18 protein-coding genes are annotated in these 20529 nt (G+C 39.2%); 13 read left to right on the forward strand and 5 right to left on the reverse strand.

Annotation, left to right across the window (positions count from 1 at the left end):
• Positions 1-49 precede the first annotated feature (49 nt).
• The 3 genes from cvpA to ACTH6U_RS17845 all read left to right on the forward strand — a co-directional run bounded on the left by cvpA (position 50) and on the right by ACTH6U_RS17845 (position 2859).
• Entirely contained in the window at positions 50-553 is a 504-nt protein-coding gene (gene cvpA / locus ACTH6U_RS17835; RefSeq protein WP_336430861.1) for a colicin V production protein, read from the forward strand.
• A gap of 13 nt (positions 554-566) precedes the next feature.
• Entirely contained in the window at positions 567-2084 is a 1518-nt protein-coding gene (gene purF / locus ACTH6U_RS17840; RefSeq protein ID WP_294107974.1) for an amidophosphoribosyltransferase, read from the forward strand.
• A 202-nt stretch (positions 2085-2286) separates the two neighbouring features.
• Positions 2287-2859, forward strand: a complete 573-nt coding sequence (locus ACTH6U_RS17845; protein WP_294107976.1) for a UbiX family flavin prenyltransferase — start codon at positions 2287-2289, stop codon at positions 2857-2859.
• Positions 2860-2875: 16 nt separating this feature from the next.
• Here the strand turns inward: ACTH6U_RS17845 and ACTH6U_RS17850 are convergent, their stop codons facing one another.
• Positions 2876-3784, reverse strand: coding sequence for a TIGR01777 family oxidoreductase (locus ACTH6U_RS17850; RefSeq protein ID WP_441832812.1), 909 nt, complete (start codon positions 3782-3784; stop codon positions 2876-2878).
• A gap of 335 nt (positions 3785-4119) precedes the next feature.
• Here ACTH6U_RS17850 and yfcD point away from each other — a divergent pair, with 335 nt between their 5' ends.
• The 5 genes from yfcD (at position 4120) to ACTH6U_RS17875 (ending at position 9449) form a co-directional block, all read left to right on the forward strand.
• Positions 4120-4662, forward strand: coding sequence for an NUDIX hydrolase YfcD (gene yfcD / locus ACTH6U_RS17855; RefSeq protein ID WP_294107981.1), 543 nt, complete (start codon positions 4120-4122; stop codon positions 4660-4662).
• 228 nt (positions 4663-4890) lie between these two features.
• Positions 4891-6126, forward strand: a complete 1236-nt coding sequence (locus tag ACTH6U_RS17860; protein WP_441832813.1) for a M24 family metallopeptidase — start codon at positions 4891-4893, stop codon at positions 6124-6126.
• A 20-nt stretch (positions 6127-6146) separates the two neighbouring features.
• Positions 6147-6344, forward strand: coding sequence for a DUF3311 domain-containing protein (locus ACTH6U_RS17865; protein WP_336430862.1), 198 nt, complete (start codon positions 6147-6149; stop codon positions 6342-6344).
• Positions 6341-7783, forward strand: coding sequence for a sodium:solute symporter family protein (locus tag ACTH6U_RS17870; protein ID WP_441832814.1), 1443 nt, complete (start codon positions 6341-6343; stop codon positions 7781-7783). The genes ACTH6U_RS17865 and ACTH6U_RS17870 overlap by 4 nt, the downstream gene beginning before the upstream one ends.
• 307 nt (positions 7784-8090) lie before the next feature.
• On the forward strand, positions 8091-9449 hold the full coding sequence (locus tag ACTH6U_RS17875) for a hypothetical protein (RefSeq protein ID WP_434719173.1): 1359 nt from the start codon (positions 8091-8093) through the stop codon (positions 9447-9449).
• Between the two features lie 60 nt (positions 9450-9509).
• On the opposite strand, the gene ACTH6U_RS17880 is transcribed toward ACTH6U_RS17875, so the two are convergent.
• Positions 9510-9980 (reverse strand): DMT family transporter, encoded by a 471-nt coding sequence (locus ACTH6U_RS17880; RefSeq protein ID WP_441832815.1) that lies wholly within the window; start codon positions 9978-9980, stop codon positions 9510-9512.
• Between the two features lie 103 nt (positions 9981-10083).
• On the opposite strand from ACTH6U_RS17880, the gene ACTH6U_RS17885 reads away from it, so the two are divergent.
• The gene (locus ACTH6U_RS17885; protein WP_441832816.1) at positions 10084-10989 is read left to right on the forward strand and encodes a LysR family transcriptional regulator; all 906 of its coding nucleotides are present in this window, start codon (positions 10084-10086) and stop codon (positions 10987-10989) included.
• A 124-nt stretch (positions 10990-11113) separates the two neighbouring features.
• On the opposite strand, the gene pta is transcribed toward ACTH6U_RS17885, so the two are convergent.
• Both pta and ackA read right to left on the reverse strand, forming a co-directional pair.
• Positions 11114-13258: a phosphate acetyltransferase gene (gene pta, locus ACTH6U_RS17890; protein ID WP_294107992.1), complete on the reverse strand. Its 2145-nt coding sequence runs from the start codon at positions 13256-13258 to the stop codon at positions 11114-11116.
• Positions 13259-13319: 61 nt separating this feature from the next.
• On the reverse strand, positions 13320-14519 hold the full coding sequence (gene ackA, locus ACTH6U_RS17895; protein WP_294107994.1) for an acetate kinase: 1200 nt from the start codon (positions 14517-14519) through the stop codon (positions 13320-13322).
• A 640-nt stretch (positions 14520-15159) separates the two neighbouring features.
• Between ackA and yfbV the strand changes: the two genes are divergently transcribed.
• From yfbV to ACTH6U_RS17915, 4 genes are all read left to right on the forward strand, one after another.
• Entirely contained in the window at positions 15160-15615 is a 456-nt protein-coding gene (gene yfbV / locus ACTH6U_RS17900; RefSeq protein ID WP_294107996.1) for a terminus macrodomain insulation protein YfbV, read from the forward strand.
• Between the two features lie 270 nt (positions 15616-15885).
• Positions 15886-16380 carry a YfbU family protein gene (locus tag ACTH6U_RS17905; protein WP_336430872.1) on the forward strand — a complete coding sequence of 165 codons (495 nt, stop codon included), beginning with the start codon at positions 15886-15888 and terminating at the stop codon, positions 16378-16380.
• Positions 16381-16720: 340 nt separating this feature from the next.
• Positions 16721-17395 carry a sugar phosphatase gene (locus tag ACTH6U_RS17910; RefSeq protein ID WP_441832817.1) on the forward strand — a complete coding sequence of 225 codons (675 nt, stop codon included), beginning with the start codon at positions 16721-16723 and terminating at the stop codon, positions 17393-17395.
• An 86-nt stretch (positions 17396-17481) separates the two neighbouring features.
• On the forward strand, positions 17482-19311 hold the full coding sequence (locus ACTH6U_RS17915) for an SLC13 family permease (RefSeq protein WP_441832818.1): 1830 nt from the start codon (positions 17482-17484) through the stop codon (positions 19309-19311).
• Between the two features lie 526 nt (positions 19312-19837).
• Here ACTH6U_RS17915 and yfbR read toward each other — a convergent pair.
• Positions 19838-20419 carry a 5'-deoxynucleotidase gene (gene yfbR / locus ACTH6U_RS17920; RefSeq protein ID WP_294108002.1) on the reverse strand — a complete coding sequence of 194 codons (582 nt, stop codon included), beginning with the start codon at positions 20417-20419 and terminating at the stop codon, positions 19838-19840.
• Positions 20420-20529 lie beyond the last annotated feature (110 nt).

Consider the following 20529-nt stretch of genomic DNA (forward strand, 5'->3'; position numbering starts at 1 on the left):
GTTAGAATGCATTCCGCTGCTGTCGTGAGTGCGAATTATGGAATGAAATATGGTCTGGATTGATTACACAATTATCGCCATTATTGGCTTCTCGGCACTAGTAAGCCTGATCCGCGGTTTTGTACGTGAGGCATTATCATTAATCACTTGGGGCTGTGCTTTTTTTGTTGCTAGCACCTTTTATCCTTACTTGGCGGATTATTTTACCCGCTTTGAGGATGTGTTAGTTCGAAATGGTATCGCCATTGCTGCCTTGTTTATTGCCACATTAATTGTGGGCGCAGTCGTTAACTATGTGATTAGCTCATTAGTACAAAAAACGGGATTATCGGGTACAGATCGTGTTCTGGGGATCTGTTTCGGTGCGTTGCGTGGTGTGTTAATTGTATCGGCATTACTATTCTTTCTCGATACATTTACGCCTCTTCCTCAAAGCGAGGACTGGCAACGTTCAGAACTTATTCCGCAGTTCAGTCATATAATCAGGTGGTTTTTTGACTACCTGCAAAATGCGTCAAGTTTCCTACCGGAGAATATTTCTCCGTCTGGCTGATGAGGAAAGACTAATGTGCGGTATTGTCGGGATCGCCGGTGTTACACCGGTAAACCAATCAATTTATGATGCATTGACGGTGCTACAGCACCGTGGGCAAGATGCAGCAGGTATTGCTACTATCGATGGCAATAACAATATTCGTTTACGTAAAGCGAATGGTTTAGTTAAAGATGTTTTTGAAACTCGCCATATGCTCAGATTGCAAGGTTGTATGGGGCTGGGACATGTTCGTTATCCAACGGCTGGCAGCTCTAGCGCATCTGAAGCTCAACCTTTCTACGTAAACTCTCCTTTTGGAATCACACTTGCTCATAATGGTAATCTGACAAACGCTCACGAACTCATGCGGAGTTTATTTGAGACAGCACGCCGCCATGTGAATACGACTTCAGATTCTGAGATTTTATTGAATGTGTTGGCGTATGAATTAGACCGTTTCGATCATTTTCCTCTTGAACCAGATAATGTTTTTAGTGCCGTTTCTGCGATGCATAAAAAATTACGTGGTGCTTACGCCTGCGTTGCATTGATTATTGGCCATGGCATGTTGGCATTCCGTGACCCTCATGGGATTCGCCCTCTTGTATTAGGTCGCCGTATTCTTGAAAACGGTGCGCATGAATACATGGTTGCTTCTGAAAGTGTTGCGCTTGATACGCTAGGATTTGAATTTTTGCGTGATGTGGCACCAGGTGAGGCGGTGTATGTAACAGAAAAAGGTCAGTTATTTACACGCCAATGTTCTGATAACCCTCAATTGACGCCGTGTATCTTTGAGTACGTATACTTTGCGCGCCAAGATTCATTTATCGATAAAATATCGGTATATAACGCAAGATTGCGTATGGGACAAAAACTGGGCGCTAAAATCGCGCGTGAATGGGATGATTTACATATTGATGTGGTGATCCCTATTCCAGAAACATCCTGCGATATTGCATTAGAAATTGCACATATCTTGGATAAGCCATATCGACAAGGTTTTGTGAAAAATCGGTATGTTGGACGTACTTTTATTATGCCTGGTCAGCAGGAGCGTCGTAAATCTGTCCGCCGTAAACTCAATGCAAACCGTGCCGAATTTCGCGATAAAAACGTGTTGTTAATCGATGACTCTATTGTTCGTGGTACCACGTCTGAGCAAATTGTTGAACTCGCTCGTGAGGCTGGGGCAAAAAATGTTTATTTTGCGTCAGCAGCGCCAGAAGTGCGTTTTCCAAACGTCTATGGTATCGATATGCCAAATGCCAATGAATTGATTGCTCATGGTCGGGAAGTAGACGAAATTCGCAAATTGATTGGTGCAGATGCACTTATTTTCCAAGATTTAACCGATTTAGTTGATGCGGTTCGCGAAGAAAATCCTGAAATTAATGAATTTGAGTGTTCTGTTTTTGATGGTATTTATGTCACTAAAGATATTGATCAAAGCTATTTAGATTACCTTGAAAATCTACGTAGAGATGATGAGTTAAAGCTTAAAGATAAGAATGAAGTTGAAGATTTAGAAATCTATAACGAAGGCTAAGTTTTATAAATTTCCTTATTATTTAATTTAAGTGCCCGCCTTAATTGCGGGTACTTTTGTATCTATTGATGTTATTAATTATGATTAATGTCTCTTTGCAGGCTAACGAATCGTTAGGATCATGATTTATATATTTAAGGGCTTTTCTTTGTAATAATTGCTACTATTATTACCGATGACTTTGATTAAACGGAAAAGCTGTATGAAGAAACTTATCATTGGGTTAACTGGGGCAAGTGGTGCGATTTATGGCATTAGATTGCTGGAAGTATTAAAACCTGTACAAAATGTAGAAACTCATTTGGTGATAAGTGCGGCGGCTCGCCAGACATTAGCCTTAGAAACTCAGTATAGCGTTAAAGATGTACATCAGCTAGCTGACCATGTCTATGATAGTCGTGATATTGCAGCCGCTATCTCCTCAGGTTCATTTCGTACCGCTGGCATGGTAATAATGCCATGCACCATGAAAACGCTTTCTGGCATTGTGCATAGTTATACTGATACGTTGGTGACCAGAGCGGCAGATGTAGTGCTAAAAGAAGGTAAGAAATTAGTATTAGGCATAAGAGAAACACCACTACATTTAGGCCATTTGCGTTTATTGGTGCAAGCGGCAGAAATGGGCGCTGTTATTATGCCACCCATGCCTGCTTTTTATCATCAACCTGCAACGATTCAAGATATCGTGGATCAAACTATCAATAGAGTGCTTGATCAGTTTGATATCGAGCTAGAAAACGACCTATTTACCCGTTGGACAGGGGATAAATAGGCTCATATTCGTTTGGCTAAGTATCATCTTTCACTAACAAGTCAGTTAGCGCTTCTTTTAATTCGACAAATTTGAATTCAAACCCAGCGTCCTCTAATCGTTTTGGAATAGCTTGCTGTCCGCCTAATACTAAAGCGGCAGATTCCCCTAACATGGTTTTAATAACAAAAGCAGGGGTGCGGACAAACGCAGGTCTGTTGATGATATCTCCTAAAATAGCGGCAAACTGGTCATTATGCACAGGGTAAGGCGCTGTCATATTAAATGGCCCAGAAAGTTCAGGGGTATCGAGTAAAAAACAAATTGCTCTGACCATATCGTCGATATGTATCCATGGCATGAATTGTTTTCCGTGACCGATAGGACCACCCGCAGCCATTTTAAAGATAGGTAGCACTTTTTCTAATACGCCACCTTTTGGCGATAAAACAAGTCCAGTGCGCATTAAGCAGACTCTCGTTGCAGAGGATTGTGCATTTTGTGCAAGCGCTTCCCAATGCTGAGCAAGTTGATGGGTAAACTCGTCATGGGGTTGGTCAAACTCAGTAATAACAGATTGGCCTTGATCACCATAGTAACCCACGGCAGAACCTGATAGGAATACTGCTGGAGGTGTTTCACTTGCATTGATAAGTTCGGTTAGCTGCTGCGTAATTTTCCAACGGCTATCGCAGAGTATTTTTTTTTGTTCATCAGTCCAACGTTTTTCAGCGATGGGTTCCCCCGCTAGATTGATGATAGCATCAAAATCATTTAAGTTTTTTTTATCACTAAGGGAGGTCCAGCATTCAACTGCTTTACAAAAAAGACTATAAACTTTCTGCGGAGAGCGGCTCAAGACGGTTATTTGATGTGAGCGAGAAACGAGCTCTTGGACAAGTTGAGTGCCAATTAGGCCTGTGCCACCAGTAATTAATATTTTCATTTTTTGGCTCCTTTATACCTGTCATACTACTAGCCGCAGCGCAATAGTCTAAATTTAAATTTGTGAGAATTTATGTCACTTCCATTTGCTAACTATAGCACCTGCGATATTGATTTGTGGACTTTAAGATAAAGTCTTTCAAAAAGTTATCTGGACGACTATTCTAAGACAATAAAGTCTCCTTATTGTGATAGAAACAAAACACAAATTTGGTTAGGATCACTTGCATCAGACTGATGAAAAGCATAACTTGTATCAAATTATTTGCCTAAATTATTAGGGCAATCTATTTATGGCATAAAGCTGTATTACAGGCTTAAAAAAAGGTTTTCAGGATGGAACAACAGACCGAGTTAGTTGAGTGGGTTGATATTGTCGATGATGACAATATGGTTATCGCTCAAGCGACACGCAGCCAGATGCGAGCCGAAAATTTGCGTCATCGTGCCACTTATATCGTGGTTCATGATGGTGCGGGTAAAATTTTGATTCAAAAACGAACTGATATCAAAGATTTTCACCCTGGCCTATTAGATGCAACAGCAGGGGGAGTGGTGACTCAAGGTGAGAACATACTCGATTCTGCGAAACGTGAAGCAGAGGAAGAGCTCGGTATTGCTGCCGTTCCTTTTGCAGAGCATGGACATTTTTATTTTGAAGATGAAAATTGTCGTGTTTGGGGCGGGCTATTTAGTTGTGTTAGTCATGGCCCATTTGCGCTTCAAGAAACTGAAGTTGCTGAAGTTAGTTGGTTAACACCACAAGAGATCAGCGCACGTTGTGATGAGTTTACCCCCGACTCGTTAAAAGCGCTTTCATTATGGTTAACACGAAATAATGAGTTTGAGAAAGCCATTAGTTGTGCTGAAAACTCATAATCAAATAGTATTAAATCTCTCAAGGGCTAATATATTTAGCCCTTTTGCTTTTTTAGCGTAATTTCAACTCTCTAAGATGTCAGTTCTTTGACTAATATATAACTATTGGTTATATCTAGCTTGCAGGTTATTCAATGTATTTATTTCAACTCAGGATATAATCCGCCTGTGCGTCACGTTTTGTAATTGCTTGATGTATGAATAAAACTACTGGCTAAGAGAATAAAAATGATAATTCATAAAGCAGATCTTTTGTTAAAACAACAACACCTCGAAAGTGTCACTTATAAAGCGCGTGAAATAATGAACCGCGATGGAATAGAAGCTTTGATCGCTACCGTGGGGGATAATTTTTATCACTTAACCGGTTTCGCAAGTTTCTTTATGTATACTTTTAGACAAACTGGCTCGGCTATTGCGGTTATTTTTCGTGATCCAGAGATTAAATCGCTTGTGATTATGAATGAATTTGAAGCATCAAGCTTGCAGCTTCAAATGCCAAATGCACATATTAAAACGTTTCCAATTTGGGTCGATGTTGATGATCCTTTTAATCCAGATAATGGCAAGGTTGTGAAAGCAAGACCGATTAACAGTCCTATCGAAACGGTTTTTACGTTACTAAAAGATGCGTTAACTGACGCTGGCGTATATGGGAAGCCTGTTGCGATTGAGCTAGGGCAAATCACACATACAGGTAAGATTTGGTTAGATAAGATAATACCGAGTTTAAACCTTGTTGATTCATCTCCGCTATTTAATGAATTACGTATGATTAAAAGTGAGTGGGAAATTAATCACCTCAGAAAAAGTGCACAAATTACTGAGGCAGGCATTGAAGCGGCGAGTAAATTAATTAAAGTGGGTTGTACTTCCGCACAACTAACGGCTGCATTTAAAGCTAAAGTGATGGAATACCCAGATACAAATTATAGTCGTTTTCACTTAATTTCGGTCGGAAGCGATTTTTCACCAAAATTATTACCTGATGATGTGCCTGCAAAAGAAGGTGATTTAGTTAAATTTGATTGTGGTGTTGATGTTGCCGGCTATGGTGCTGATATTGCGCGTACTTTTGTTGTTGGGAAGCCGAATGAAAAAGTCAGTCAAATATATCAAACTATATTGAAAGGTCATCAATATATGCTAAATCGTATCGCGCCTGGTGTGCTATTAAGCGACGTATTCAATGAAACGATGGCATTAATTCGCTGCTCAGGGCTTCCTCATTATAATCGAGGGCATTTGGGGCATGGTGATGGTGTTTTTGTTGGTTTAGAAGAAGCGCCATTTGTCAGCGCTGCGACAACAGAAGTGTTTCGCGCTGGCATGGTGATGAGCCTTGAAACACCTTATTACGGTATTGGTGTAGGCGGCATAATGATTGAAGACATGCTACTTATTACTGAAAATGGTGTGGAAATGTTAAGTCATTTACCTCGCGAATTAGTCTCTCTCGGGTGAGTTGAAGAAGGAATTTTTCTATGAAATGGTATCACTATTTAGTTATTTTCCCGATCTTGGCATTAACGCTAGGTATTTATTACGCCAATCGGGTTGAACCTTTTGTTATGGGGCTTCCGTTCCTTATGTTTTGGATTGTAACATGGGTTGTTATCACTGTATTTATCATGTTGCTAATCAATATATTAGATAACAAAACAACTAAGGAAACGCCATGAGTTCTGCGCTTATTGTCATTATTGCGTTTTTCGTTTTTAGTATTTATTTAGCCATTCGAGCAAAAAAAGGCAAAACGATGGACCACGAAGGGTGGTCTGTGGGGAGCCGTAGCTATGGCGCCTTATTAGTTTTTTTGCTAAGTGCAGGGGAAATTTATACTACATTTACTTTTTTAGGTGGTAGTGGTTGGGCATATGGTAAAGGGCCTGCAATTTTATATACCTTGGCTGTTAATGCGTTTATGGGGATATTTCTTTATTGGGTTCATCCTCGAATTTGGCGCTTTGCAAAAGATCATGATGTTAGAACGATTTCTGATTTGTTTGCCGCTAAATACAAAAGCCAGGGATTAGGGCTGCTCATTAGTTTAATATCAATTGCAGCAATGGTACCTTTGTTTGTTTTACAGTTAAAAGGGTTAGGAATTATCGTTTCCCAAGCGTCCTATGGGGCAATACCTGCGGATATGGCAATCTGGATTGGTATTATTGCTGTGACCTTATTTGTAATGATTTCGGGTATTCATGGTTCTGCATGGACATCCGCGTTAAAAGATTTAATGATTTTGATTGTGGTTATTTTTATCGGTATTTATATCCCACTGCATTATTACGGAAGCTTTGGTGATATGTTTAAAGCGATAGATACGGCAATGCCGAATTATTTGACCTTTGCTGAAACGGGTTTAAACATACCTTGGTATATATCCACAATATTCCTATCTGTTATTGCTTATTTTTGTTGGCCTCATTATATGGCCGCAGTATTTACCGCCAAAGATGAAAAATCATTAAAACGTAATAGTATTTTAATTCCAGCATATAGTTTAATTATGTTATTTGCTTTCTTTGTTGGCTATGCAGCGATATTGCAGATCCCACATCTTGAAGGCTCGATGGTCGATTTATCATTATTTGAAATCTCGAAATCCACCTTTTCGCCACTCATAGTTGGATTTATTGGTGCAGCAGGTATGTTGACTGCACTCGTACCTGGTTCAATGTTGCTATTAACTACGTCCAATATGCTTGCAGGTGTGGTGCAAAAGGCATTGAATGTCAGTGAAGAAAAGCGCCAGTCAGGAATTTATGCACGTTATATGGTGCCTTTTGTTGCACTGGTTAGCTTGTATTTTGTTTTCCACAGTAATGATACGTTAGTCGCTATTATGTTGCTTGGTGTGAATATTGTGGCTCAATTCTTTCCTGCATTATTGATGAGCTTCAAACAACGTAATCCAATGACTCCAATGGGTGCAATTACAGGTATTCTCGCGGGCGTGATTTTCCTTGCGGTAACCTATATAGAACACATTTCATTATCACAGCTGTTCCCATGGTTGGGTAATGGACTGAACTTTATGAATATCGGTATTGCTGCCTTTATTTTAAATATTGTGATTGCAACAGTAGTTTCATTATTTACACAAAAGAAATAGTAAGTGTAAATTAATGATGAGTTAAATTAAATGCCAAGTAGTGAAGTTACTTGGCATTTTTATTTTTTTTCTATAGTTGCTTGTTATTCATTTTTTATTTTTTTTAAAAAATTAACGAATAAAAAATAGATGTAATGCTTAAAGATTGTTAGAGTCGTTATCTTGTAAAGTATCTGTTAATCCCTATTATGATTTGTGTTGGTTATAACATTCTATTGTTATGGCTTTAAAAATATTAATCATCAGAACTAAATTATTTAAATTAATTTAGAGTTTGAATTGTTACATCAAATTAATGGGGCTTAATATGTTAGAAAATGAATCCGTTGAATTACTAAAGAATCAGAAAGGAATAGATAAATGTCCGCCAGATAAATTGGCTCTTTATACAAATGTTGATTATAACAATTCGGAGATTGGGGATATTTTATTAATATCACCAGATATTCAACTTGATCAAGAAGAACTTGAATCATATGGATTTGATGTTGGACAACATGATGGTGTTTCCTGCGTAGTCAATAATATGAATCAAGCAGCCTCATTGGTTGCTGGCCTTAATCTTGATGGTGATATATTAAATGTGCCTGCAATGTCATCTATTCCGTCGCTGGTTCCTCAGGGATGGAATGATTTAACTCGCTCTGTTGTTTCTGCGCCTGTTGCATTAGTCACGTTAGAAATATCTTCAGAAAGCCCACTGAATGTTATATTAGGTCAGGAAAATAATATTGAGCTTAATATAGAAAATAAAAGCAGCGTCACCATTCCTGGTGTTACATTAGAAGTTACCGTAAAAAATAATGATCTGATTACCGTCGTTTCCTATCCTGAAATTATTGATCTTCCAGGAAGCGAAATAACAACAATACCTGTATCTCTCAAAGGAAATAAAACAGGTGAAACAACTCTGAGTGTTCGAATTTATACACCAATTGGTTTTATTAATCAGGGAAGTAATACCTATGATGTGAATGCTGAAGTTAAAGGTGTCATTACATTAAAATTGACGCTGGATAAACAAATTGTTTTATTAACCGGAGAAACAAAATCAGTTCCGCTGAAAATAGCAAATCAAAGTAGTGTCACCATTAATGGTTTAATTGTTGGTGCAACATCAGGCAATGATGCAATTATGACTGTGGGTGAATTTAATTCGCCGGTTGATATATATCAGAATGACTCAGTCGTTATTGATATACCTTTGAATGCAAATTCATCAGCAACGGGTACTACAAATCTGGTATGCAGTTTGACTCCACCAGCCGGTTATGAAAATGAAGGTGATAATAATATTACTTCAACGGTTACTGTAACAGCGGAAAGAGAATTAGAAGTATTACAGGAGTTCCAAGCAAGTTGGGCAGGGGAAGGTGGTTACTTATATAGCTATATGTTGACTTTAAAATCACAGAATACCAGAGTCAATAAGTGGGAGCTTAGTTTTCAGCTACCTTCAGGTGCAGTTGTTTCTGAAAATTGGTATGAAAGTCAGAAAAATTGGTTAACAAAGGTCGAGGTCGACGGAAATGTTATATTAAGCAATACTACTGGACATACTATTGACCCTGGAGTTGATCTTCCACTGCAAATTCAGTTGGTTTATCCTGACCAATCTGAATATTATAAATATATTTACAGCCTATCTCTTCGCCAGATTCAATAATAGATCTTAGTTTATAAAATGCATCATTGTTAAGTGATGCATTTTATATTTTGTGAATAATTATTTGCGTGAAAATTGGACAAATAAAACACCTACGATGACAAAGGCAATGCCCAAAATTTTGCCAACAGGAATGGGGTTTTGAGGCATACCAAACCAGCCGAATTGTTCAATTAAAGCCGAAATCATTAACTGCCCCGCAATCACCATCACAAAAAATGTCGTACTACCAATTTTAGGTACCAATATTAAGGCTGAGGTGAGATAAAGCATCCCCGCAATACCGCCAAACCAAATCCAGATAGGTTGACTTAATAGCTCAAGCGTAAAGTTTGGTTTAGGAACTTTAAAAATAAATAGCAGTGGAATTAATACAATGATACTGACTAATAGTGAAATTGCACTGGCCCATAATGGATGACCTAAATGACGGGCTAGAATAGCATTACTGGCGGCTTGAATAGGTACGACGGCACCGGCAAAAAGCGCCATAGAAATCAATAAAATCCCTGAAATAGAAAGTGTAGACATCATTACCTCACGGTTAACAGTTAACCAAATTTGATTTACTATAAGGGTAATGAGTTGGGTGCCTATTGGGAAATGAACAATTTTATAAGGTACTATTCGCCACATGAATAACTTAAGAAGACTAGATTTAAATCAATTAGTGACTTTGCAAGCTCTATTGAGTGAGCGTCATGTGAGTCGTGCTGCGGAAGCGTTACATAAAAGTCAGCCTGCGGTGAGTCACACGTTGAATCAGCTTAGGGAGTTATTTCAAGATCCGCTGCTAATTCGTCAACAAGGCCAGTATCAATTAACCAGTAAAGCCGAATCACTTTATTTGCCGTTGACTCAGGCGTTAGGACAACTTGATGATTTAATTGCACAACAAAATTTTAAGCCATCCCATTGTCATCGCAGATTTAATATTGCGATGTCAGATTATGGCGCTGCGATCATCGCAACCAAACTCGCTCACTACTTGCGTTTAAATGCGCCAGATGTCGATTTGAAAATTTGGCATTGTAGTCGAGAAGAAATGCAAAATAAATTACATGAAGGGAGTTTAGATTTAGCTTTTGGGGTGTTTAATGCACTTGATTATACGTTACGTGGGCAATCAATTTTTAGCGATACTATGGTTAGTGTAGCAGATAAAACAATATGTCCTAATGAGCAAATGGATTTAACTCAGTGGCTCTCTTACCCTCATATTTCAGTGAGTATGAAACCCTATGATGCTAATGAAGTTGATTACGCCCTTAAATTACTTAATCAACAACGACGTATTGCGATTACAGTACCTTATTGGCAGATTGCTTCTCAATTATTAGAAAATAGCGATTTGATACTGACTGTGGCTAAAAAAGCCTTACCTCAACAATTGAGCAATAGTCTCGTCGTATTTGAGCCACCATTAGATATGCCTACGTTAGAGTTTCAAATGATTTGGCATGAACGAAGTGATGGTGATAATGCATTAAATTGGTTAAGACAATCTGTCATTAATATTTTAAATCCAATCAGTACATAGCAATGACGTTTTCATTAGATGAGGGCAGAGAACTGTTGAACGACGTCCAATAAAAAATGCTAACCAAGTTCATTGGCTAGCATTTTATTTGTGACTTAATTCATAGCTTCATTAAGATAATGAATTATGCACCTTCATTCTGCGCAGCTTGAATTGCTGTCAGTGCCACAGTGTAAACAATATCGTCTACCAGTGCGCCACGAGACAAGTCATTAACCGGTTTACGCATACCTTGTAGCATCGGTCCAATTGACACGAGGTCAGCTGAACGTTGTACTGCTTTGTAGGTAGTATTACCGGTATTCAAGTCAGGGAAGATAAAGACAGTCGCTTTACCTGCAACAGGTGAATTTGGCGCTTTAGACTTAGCCACATCCGCCATTACTGCCGCATCGTACTGTAATGGACCATCAATGATTAAATCAGGACGTTTTTCTTGTGCTAAGCGAGTCGCTTCACGAACTTTCTCAACATCACTACCTGCACCTGAATTACCTGTTGAATAGGAAATCATTGCAACGCGAGGGTCGATACCAAAGGCTTTTGCTGAGTCGGCAGATTGGATAGCGATTTCAGACAATTGTTCAGCTGTTGGATCTGGATTGATTGCACAGTCACCGTAAACAAATACTTGTTCAGGCAGCAGCATAAAGAACACAGATGAAACCAATGAGCTACCTGGCGCCGTTTTAATCAACTGAAGTGGTGGGCGAATGGTGTTAGCTGTGGTGTGAACTGCACCAGAAACGAGGCCATCAACTTCACCTTTTTCTAGCATCAATGTACCCAGAACGACGTTGTCTTCAAGTTGTTCACGTGCAACAACTTCTGTCATTCCTTTGCTTTTACGCAATTCGACTAAACGAGCGACATATTCTTCACGCGCTTTGATTGGGTCAACAATTTCAATACCAGTGCCAAGCTCAATACCTTGAGCCGCAGCAACACGGCGAATATCATCAGGATTACCTAATAACACGCAAGTTGCGATACCACGTTCTGCACAAATTGAAGCAGCTTTGACTGTACGAGGTTCGTCACCTTCTGGCAGTACAATGCGTTTTCCGGCTTTACGTGCAAGTTCAGTTAATTGATAACGGAACGCTGGTGGTGATAGACGATTAGGGCGCTCTGAGTCAGCAACCAGTGATTCAATCCAATCACTACTAATATGGCGTGCAACATAGTTTTGAATTTTTTCGATACGTTCATGGTCATCTGCTGGGACTTCTAAACTGAAACTTTGCAGATTCAGTGAAGTTTGCCATGTATTACTATCAACCATGAAAACTGGCAGACCAGTTTCAAATGCTTGTTCACATAATTTGCGAATAGGTGCATCGATATCATAGCCGCCTGTAAGCAGTATCGCACCGATTTCAACGCCATTCATTGCAGCCAATGAAGCAGAAACTAATACATCAGGACGATCCGCTGAGGTGACTAATAATGAACCCGGACGGAAATGCTCAAGCATGTGTGGAATACTGCGAGCACAGAATGTAACTGATTTAACGCGGCGAGTTTTGATTTCACCTTCATTAACCACTTTAGCATTCAAGTGTTTTGCCATATCAATTGCACGAGTAGCAATTAAATCAAAGTTCCATGGAATAGACGCAAGGACGGGCAAATTCAATGAGGTCAGTGATTTAGTATCAATGTTAGCAATAGTTGCTTTGGTTGAATCATCAAAAATTTCTGACAAGTCAGGGCGAGTGCGACCTTGTTCATCAACAGGTGCATTCACTTTATTGATCATGACACCAATAATGTTCTTATTGCGTTGACCGCCAAACTCGTTACGGACTAGTTCAAGACGCTCTTGCATTTGTGTGATGCTGCTATTACCCGGAGCGGTAACGAAAACAATTTCCGCGCCCAATGTTTTAGCAATTTCATAGTTTAATGATTGTGCAAAAGAGTGCTTACGAGTTGGAACTAAACCTTCAATAAGAATGACTTCAGCATCTTTTGTATGGTCATGATAGCGCGCAACAATCTCTTCCATCAAAATATCTTTTTTTGATGAAGTCAGCAGCGATTCTACATATTCCATTGTCAGCGGTTCGACAATCGTTGTGATGCTTGAATGGGAGCGTAATACTTCAGTGGTTTGATCTTTATTGCCTGAAATACGTGGCTGGGCGATTGGCTTAAAGACGCTTAGTTGAACGCCTTTTTGTTCCATTGAGCGAACGACACCCAAGCTGACGCTGGTTAAACCAACGCTGGTGCCTGTAGGAATTAACATAATTGTACGGGACACGGGAACCTCTTTTTTCTGTGCAAAATAAAACCGCCAGCTAATTGCTGGCGGCTTAAGTTTGTTACGCGGTTAGACGCGCAGCATCTTGTGCTATAACCAATTCTTCGTTGGTTGGAATAACCAATGCAGGACGGCTGTTATCAGTAGTGATCACGCCTTCTTTACCGAAGCGTGCCGCTAAGTTGCGTTCGTGGTCATATTCAAAGCCCAGAATCGCTAATTTTTTCAACGTAATTTCGCGAACTTGTGCAGAGTTTTCACCAATACCGCCGGTGAAAATGATGGCATCAAGACGGCCTTCCATCAGTGCACTGTAAGCACCAACGTATTTCGCTAAGCGATGGCAGAAAACGTCCATGGCACGAGTTGCATCTGCTTTAGTACCGTAGTTATCTTCAACATAACGGCAGTCGCTGGTGACACCTGTTAAACCAAGTAAACCTGATTCTTTAGTCAGCATTTTGTTGATTTGATCAACACTCATACCTAATGAATCATGCAGATGGAAAATAATAGCAGGGTCGATATCACCACTACGAGTTCCCATGACTAAACCTTCTAATGGAGTTAGACCCATTGAAGTATCAACACATTTACCGTTAACAATTGCAGCAACAGAACCACCGTTGCCTAAATGGCAAGTGATAACGTTGAGTTCATCAACCGGCTTATTAAGTCTTTTCGCAGCTTCACGAGAAACATAGAAATGGCTAGTACCGTGAGCACCATAACGGCGAATGCTATGCTCAGAATATAATTCATATGGCAGAGCATATAGGTAAGATTCTTCAGGCATTGTCTGATGGAATGCAGTATCAAATACCGCAACATTTTTAGTTATCAGATGTGGGAATGATTTGATTGCTTCTTCAATACCAATAAGGTGAGCAGGGTTGTGCAGCGGTGCGAATGGGATAGCGGCTTTAATACCCGCGATAACATCGTCGTTAATCAGCACAGATGATGTGAATTTCTCACCACCATGAACAATGCGGTGGCCAATAGAGGTGATCTGTGCAGATAGCTCAGGTTTTTCAGCAAGAATAGTGTTAACAATGAAGTCCAACGCTTCGCTATGTGCAGCGCCAGCACCTAGAGATGCTTCATGTTTAGCGCCATCCATTTTCCACTTAATACGGGCTTCAGGCAGATTAAAACACTCAGCTAAACCTGATAAAAATTCATCACCATTAGTTGGGTCGATGATGGCGAATTTCAGTGAGGAGCTACCGCAGTTTAGAACCAGTACCAGCTTTGACATGGAAATACCTATCGTTAATTGTTGTTGTGAAGTCTTTAAAAAAGCCTAACTCGCTTACAAAGACTTAGAAAATAATATTAGCTGCTAGAGCCTAGCGCATTTATTGCTCAAAGCGTCATGATTGATATCATGGTTCAAGCAATTACCCATCATTTTTTGAATTACAGTAGGAATGACCTAGTGCTGTTTATATTTCAAATTATTTTGGATAAAGCGCTAATTTTTCTGATTAAATTTTCCATAAGGAAATATTTAACGTCTGGTGTTGAAATAACGTTCAAAACCCCAATATATAACTGTAGCTTATTAATTTATCGGCGCTATAAAGTAACAAAATCCAACAGCAATTCTAAATAGAGTCAATTCTACTAAAATTATTTTATATTTTATATGTTTTTTTTAAATACAGGCAGTTTGATTGATTAAAATCATAAGCACTCTATCACTGTAATTATAGCAAATGCAGATATACGAATGCGGTAGAAGTAAGAGAATAGCTGATTTTGTCTAAAGTAGTTTGATTTAGGGTAAATAAAGCAAAATATTTTTTTCTGTCACCTGAGTGTGCGTTCTCGCTCGGATTGGCGTAAGCTAGTAAGTAACATTCTTTGATTTTTAAGATGTCCATAGGAAGCGATACATGAGCACATTACAAAATACACCGCCGGGTTTTTTTAAAAAATTCAGATTAGGAAATCGTTATCTGAAGACCTTTCCTATGGAAAAGAAACTCGCTCCCATTTTTCCTGAGATCCGGATTAATAAAGCGGTTCGTTTCGGTATTCGCTTCATGCCACCATTGGCTATTTTCACCTTAGCATGGCAAATAGCCCTCGGCGGTCAACTCGGTCCTGCCATTGCAACCGCATTATTTGCCTGTAGTTTACCAATGCAAGGTTTATGGTGGTTAGGTAAAAAGGCCGCAACGCCTTTGCCTGCAACGTTACTAAGCTGGTTCTATGAGATCCGTGAGAAATTTGTCGAGGCCGGTATTGCGATGGGTCCCATCGAGCATCAACCTGACTATATGGCACTTGCTGATTTGCTGAAACGCGCTTTTAAGCAGTTGGATCGGTCATTTCTTGAAGATATCTAAAACAAACACGTTGATTTTGTAAGATAAAATCGATAAAAAATAACTAGCTCTAGGTATATCTATTATGGATATAGAGTTAGTTATGATTTGAATTATTTTGAGTAACTGGGATTATTGGGCCAAATAATCGCGCTTTAGACTAATAAAAGTGTGACTTAACAACAAGTAATATAAAAAACCCGTTTAGATCAATAAAAGTTATGTTTTTACTGTCTATCATGATTGTTGAATGCGAAGATTGAATCAATAATTTTCCCAAGGAGAGCCATGATGGAAATGACCAATGCCCAACGCCTAATTTTATCTAATCAATATAAAATGATGACCATGCTAGACCCTGCGAATGCAGAGCGCTATCGCCGTTCACAAACTATTATCGAGCGTGGTTTTGGCTTGCAAATGCGTGAGTTAGATAGAGATTTTGGCCATTTAAGTGAAGACACCTGCCGGACAGTGATTGATATTATGGAAATGTATCATGCACTACAGGTCTCATTCGGCAACATGGATAATCAACAAGATATCGATGGCCGCCGTGTTCAATTCCTAGGTTTTGATGCTCCAACAGAATCCCGCTACTTAAGTTACGTTCGCTTTATGGTGAACACTGAAGGGCGTTATACGCATTTTGATAGTGGCACTCATGGCTTTAACTCGCAAACACCAATGTGGGATAAGTATGTCAGAATGCTAGCTATTTGGCACGCTTGTCCGCGTCAGTATCATCTTTCGGCGGTGGAGATTAGCCAAATCATTAACGCTTGATTTTTTACTCTTCATATTTCGCGCTGTAGCGGCGTTGGCTTCACTCACTAACCCTAGTCACATACTTATGTATGCTCCTAGGGCTTAGCGCGCTTGCCGCCTAGCTACAGCACAAACTCCTTAGAGCAAATAGAATTAATAAAATATAAAAACCGTAAACTCCATTCTACTTTTCTTCTTGTTGTTTAACTCTTCAGCGCATTCAAATCTAAGCTTTTTGCTTAATTCTTAATTATTTTTGATATCTAGGTTGCGTATGTGCCCGTATTTAGCGTTAACTAATGCACAGGTCTAGAATCAATTCAAATTTTGTCGTGGATAAAAAATTAAAGGGGTAGACGTGAAATTAAAAGCAAAAGGTTTTCTATTTGACCTTGATGGCACATTAGCAGATTCATTAGCCGTGGTTGAGCGTGCTTGGTGTAAATTTGGTGAAAAAATTGGTAAAACGCCAGAGGAAATTGTTAGTTTTATCCATGGGAAGCCTGCATTGACAAGTTTACGTCATTTTTTACCGACGGCGAGCGAAGAAGAAATTATGACTTATTTTCGCTGGCTAGAAAAAATGGAAAGCGAAGATACTGATGGTGTTATTGCATTGCCTGGTGCGATAGCACTGTTGTTGCGTTTGAATGAATTAGGTGCGCCCTGGGCTATTGTGACTTCGGGTACGGTGCCTATTGCACATGGTCGCCAAAAAGCGGCCGGATTACCTGAACCTAAGCATTGGGTAACTTTTGAAAAAGTTACAAAAGGTAAGCCTGATCCTGAGCCATTTATGCTAGGCGCAAAGGCACTCTCACTTAATACAAATGAGTGTATTTCGTTTGAAGATGCGCCTGCAGGCATCTATTCTGCACTTGATGCCGGTAGCCAAGTGGTTGCGGTCCATGCACCTGATGATATGCCACGAAGAAATGAAATCGATATAATTGTCAGTTCATTGGCGCAAATTTCGGTTATAGGTCCTGACAATAATGGTGATTTCACCCTTTTAGTAGCAAAAAATGTTTAATAGTGATCTAATCAAAGAAATTGTACCCAAAACATGATTAACTAAGGGAAATATTTAACACTGCTTTTTCGTCGAAAGGGGATATTTTGAACGGAGAATTGTTGTGGGTGTTAACCCTGTTATTGATTGCAATAGTCCTATTTACCACTAATAAAATTCGCATGGATGTTGTGGCATTATTGGTAATAGTGGCATTTGTACTAAGTGATACGTTGACGTTAGCGCAGGCTACGGCGGGGTTTTCTGATCCTAACGTATTGCTTATTGCGGCTTTATTTGTGATAGGTGATGGCTTAGTTCGTACCGGCATTGCCTATCAAATGGGGGATTGGCTTGTTCGTGTTGCGGGTAGCAGCGAAAGCAAAATGTTAGTTTTCCTGATGTTGACTGTTGCTGGACTCGGTGCCTTTATGAGTTCAACTGGCGTTGTTGCTATCTTCATCCCCGTTGTTTTGAGCGTTGCGGCTCGGATGAAAACATCACCAAGCCGTTTGATGATGCCGCTTGGTTTTGCTGGGTTAATCAGTGGAATGATGACGTTAGTGGCGACTCCGCCAAATATGGTCGTCAATAGTGAGCTTGTCAGAGAAGGAATCAAAGGTTTTCAATTTTTCTCAATAACACCTATTGGGATTATCATTTTACTAGCGGGTATAGCTTATATGTGGCTGACTCGCCGCTGGTTAGGCAGTGATGAACCAGACAAACTTCCTGAGCGTTATCGACGTACTTTTCGTGATTTAATTCGTGATTATAGGCTGGCGGGGCGAGCTCGCCGATTAGCGATTCGTTCCGGCTCACCATTGATTGGCCATACCTTAGAAGAATTACATTTGCGCTCACGCTATGAAGCTAACGTTGTTGGTATTGAACGTTGGCGTAAATTTCGTCGAGTAATGGTGAGTGCGACGGGCGGAACGGAATTGCGTGAGCGAGATGTTTTATTAATTGATATTTCAGTTAGTGATGATGATTTGCGCCAATTTTGTTTTGATCAACAGCTTGAGCCGATGATTTTACGTGGCGATTATTTTTCAGACCAATCTCGTGATGTTGGGATGGCGGAAGTTTCAATGAATCCGGATTCTGAACTGCTGGGTAAAAGTCTTCGTGATATCAAGTTTCGTACGCGTTATGGACTTAATGTCGTTGGTATAAGACGAGATGGAAAAGCGCTTGATGGTAAATTAGTTGATGAAGCGTTGCGAGTCGGGGATGTACTGTTAGTGATTGGGGATTGGAAACTTATTCGTATTTTATCCACCAAGCCACGTAATTTTATCGTCCTTAATTTAGCCGCTGAAGTTGAAGCGGTTGCACCTGCCTCTTCACAGGCTCCTCATGCACTATTTTGTTTAGCATTGATGGTTGCCATGATGGTAACAGATGAAGTTCCTAATTTTATTGCAGCACTTATTGCATGCTTGTTAATGGGTAAATTTCGCTGCATTGATATGGAAAGCGCTTATAAGTCAATTCACTGGCCAAGTATTATTTTAATCGTTGGGATGATGCCATTTGCACTGGCTTTGCAACAAACGGGCGGGATTACGCTTGCCGTTGATTTGCTTATGAATGTTGCAGGCAATATGGGACCTCATGTGATGTTGTTGTGTCTATTTGTCCTTTGTGCGGTCACAGGACTATTTATCTCAAATACGGCAACTGCGGTGCTAATGGCACCCATTGCGATTGCTGCCGCGCGCCAGATGGAAGTTTCGCCATTACCTTTTGCTATGGTGGTTGGTATTGCTGCATCGGCAGCCTTTATGACTCCAATTTCTTCACCGGTTAATACTTTGGTTTTAGGCCCTGGTGGTTATAAGTTTTCTGACTTCTTAAAAATGGGTGTGCCATTTACGATTATTGTGATGGTTATTAGTGTATTAGTCGTACCTATATTGTTTCCTTTCTAAATAGTAAAAATAAAGCTCTAATTATTTAGAGCTTTATTTCTCTACCTTATATTTTAAATAAACATTAGCTATTAATAATTAATCAGTTTTAAATTTGACTACTATATTGTTAGATTTAACGTCTACTATTTATTGAAAGTAGATATTAAAGAAAACGGAAGAATTTATACGTAATTCTTATTTTGTAGAGGTAAATATTGAATTTTCTTTTGGGGTAAGGCGTTAAAATATTTTTTTATAATATCCTGAGATAAAATTAAAATAGAAAATGTTTTTTCATTTTTATATGAATTAAGAATACCTGACTCACATGATAATTGGTCTGCTAGAATTACCACAAAGAGTGGTATATCATTGGTACTGAAGATGATTTTTTCTGTTCTATTCCTGAACGTGACCATGGAAAGGCCATTATAGGCGTTAATGGTGATGCAAAAACACTTTATATTGCCTTTCCTGGATCAGGAAGTTGTTCTACTTCACTTGTTAGAACATAAACGAGGAATCAGAACCCTCACTCCACATTTTAATGACTAATTTCATCTAACGAGAGTTTAAAACCTGGCACAAATGTCTCGATGAAATATTCCATTTCAGGACTATTTCTATCATCGAGCATTTTTTCTAGCCGTTTTTTAGCTAGTTTAAATTCACTATTACCCGCAGATAACTCTTCTAAACATTTAAGATAAGCACATAATGAATCCGCCTGCTTAACAATAAAGTGCTCTTCATCTGTTTGTAAATCTTCAATAAGCAGCGCCTTAAAATCTTCTTGCAGCTCTTCTGGTAGCATATCAAGTAGTTTTTGCTGAGCAAATTTTTCTATTTTTTTATATTCATGAGCAATTTGCTGATTATGATATTTGATTGGTGTAGGGAGGTCACCCGTAATAACTTCACTGGCATCATGATACATTGCTAGCATAGCTATGCGTTCAGCATTTACATTACCATTAAATTTACGATTTTTAATAATAGCTAAAGCGTGAGCAACCATCGCGACTTGTAAACTATGTTCTGAAACATTTTCTGTCCGAACATTACGCATTAATGGCCAACGATGGATGAGTTTCATTCTAGCAAGGTGGGCGAAAAAATAGCTCATAGATCCTCATTTTTTTGATAAAAAACAATTATAATATATAGCTTTCGAAATGGATATGACTTTATTGAAAAATAATAAAGTTAAAGAAATCAAAATATTATTAATAAAAT

The sequence above is a fragment of the Providencia sp. genome, from assembly GCF_052096715.1.
Lineage (GTDB): Bacteria > Pseudomonadota > Gammaproteobacteria > Enterobacterales > Enterobacteriaceae > Providencia.

Bases quoted from the DNA above. Each gene is read 5' to 3' on its own strand.
- ACTH6U_RS17885 (WP_441832816.1), top strand. From the start codon at position 10,084: ATGAATAACTTAAGAAGACTAGATTTAAATCAATTAGTGACTTTGCAA.
- ACTH6U_RS17875 (WP_434719173.1), top strand. From the start codon at position 8,091: ATGTTAGAAAATGAATCCGTTGAATTACTAAAGAATCAGAAAGGAATA.
- cvpA (WP_336430861.1), top strand. From the start codon at position 50: ATGGTCTGGATTGATTACACAATTATCGCCATTATTGGCTTCTCGGCA.
- yfbV (WP_294107996.1), top strand. From the start codon at position 15,160: ATGAGCACATTACAAAATACACCGCCGGGTTTTTTTAAAAAATTCAGA.
- ACTH6U_RS17880 (WP_441832815.1), bottom strand. From the start codon at position 9,980: ATGTCTACACTTTCTATTTCAGGGATTTTATTGATTTCTATGGCGCTT.
- ACTH6U_RS17845 (WP_294107976.1), top strand. From the start codon at position 2,287: ATGAAGAAACTTATCATTGGGTTAACTGGGGCAAGTGGTGCGATTTAT.
- ACTH6U_RS17905 (WP_336430872.1), top strand. From the start codon at position 15,886: ATGGAAATGACCAATGCCCAACGCCTAATTTTATCTAATCAATATAAA.
- ACTH6U_RS17850 (WP_441832812.1), bottom strand. From the start codon at position 3,784: ATGAAAATATTAATTACTGGTGGCACAGGCCTAATTGGCACTCAACTT.
- ACTH6U_RS17860 (WP_441832813.1), top strand. From the start codon at position 4,891: ATGATAATTCATAAAGCAGATCTTTTGTTAAAACAACAACACCTCGAA.
- purF (WP_294107974.1), top strand. From the start codon at position 567: ATGTGCGGTATTGTCGGGATCGCCGGTGTTACACCGGTAAACCAATCA.
- ACTH6U_RS17865 (WP_336430862.1), top strand. From the start codon at position 6,147: ATGAAATGGTATCACTATTTAGTTATTTTCCCGATCTTGGCATTAACG.
- yfcD (WP_294107981.1), top strand. From the start codon at position 4,120: ATGGAACAACAGACCGAGTTAGTTGAGTGGGTTGATATTGTCGATGAT.
- ackA (WP_294107994.1), bottom strand. From the start codon at position 14,519: ATGTCAAAGCTGGTACTGGTTCTAAACTGCGGTAGCTCCTCACTGAAA.
- ACTH6U_RS17870 (WP_441832814.1), top strand. From the start codon at position 6,341: ATGAGTTCTGCGCTTATTGTCATTATTGCGTTTTTCGTTTTTAGTATT.
- yfbR (WP_294108002.1), bottom strand. From the start codon at position 20,419: ATGAGCTATTTTTTCGCCCACCTTGCTAGAATGAAACTCATCCATCGT.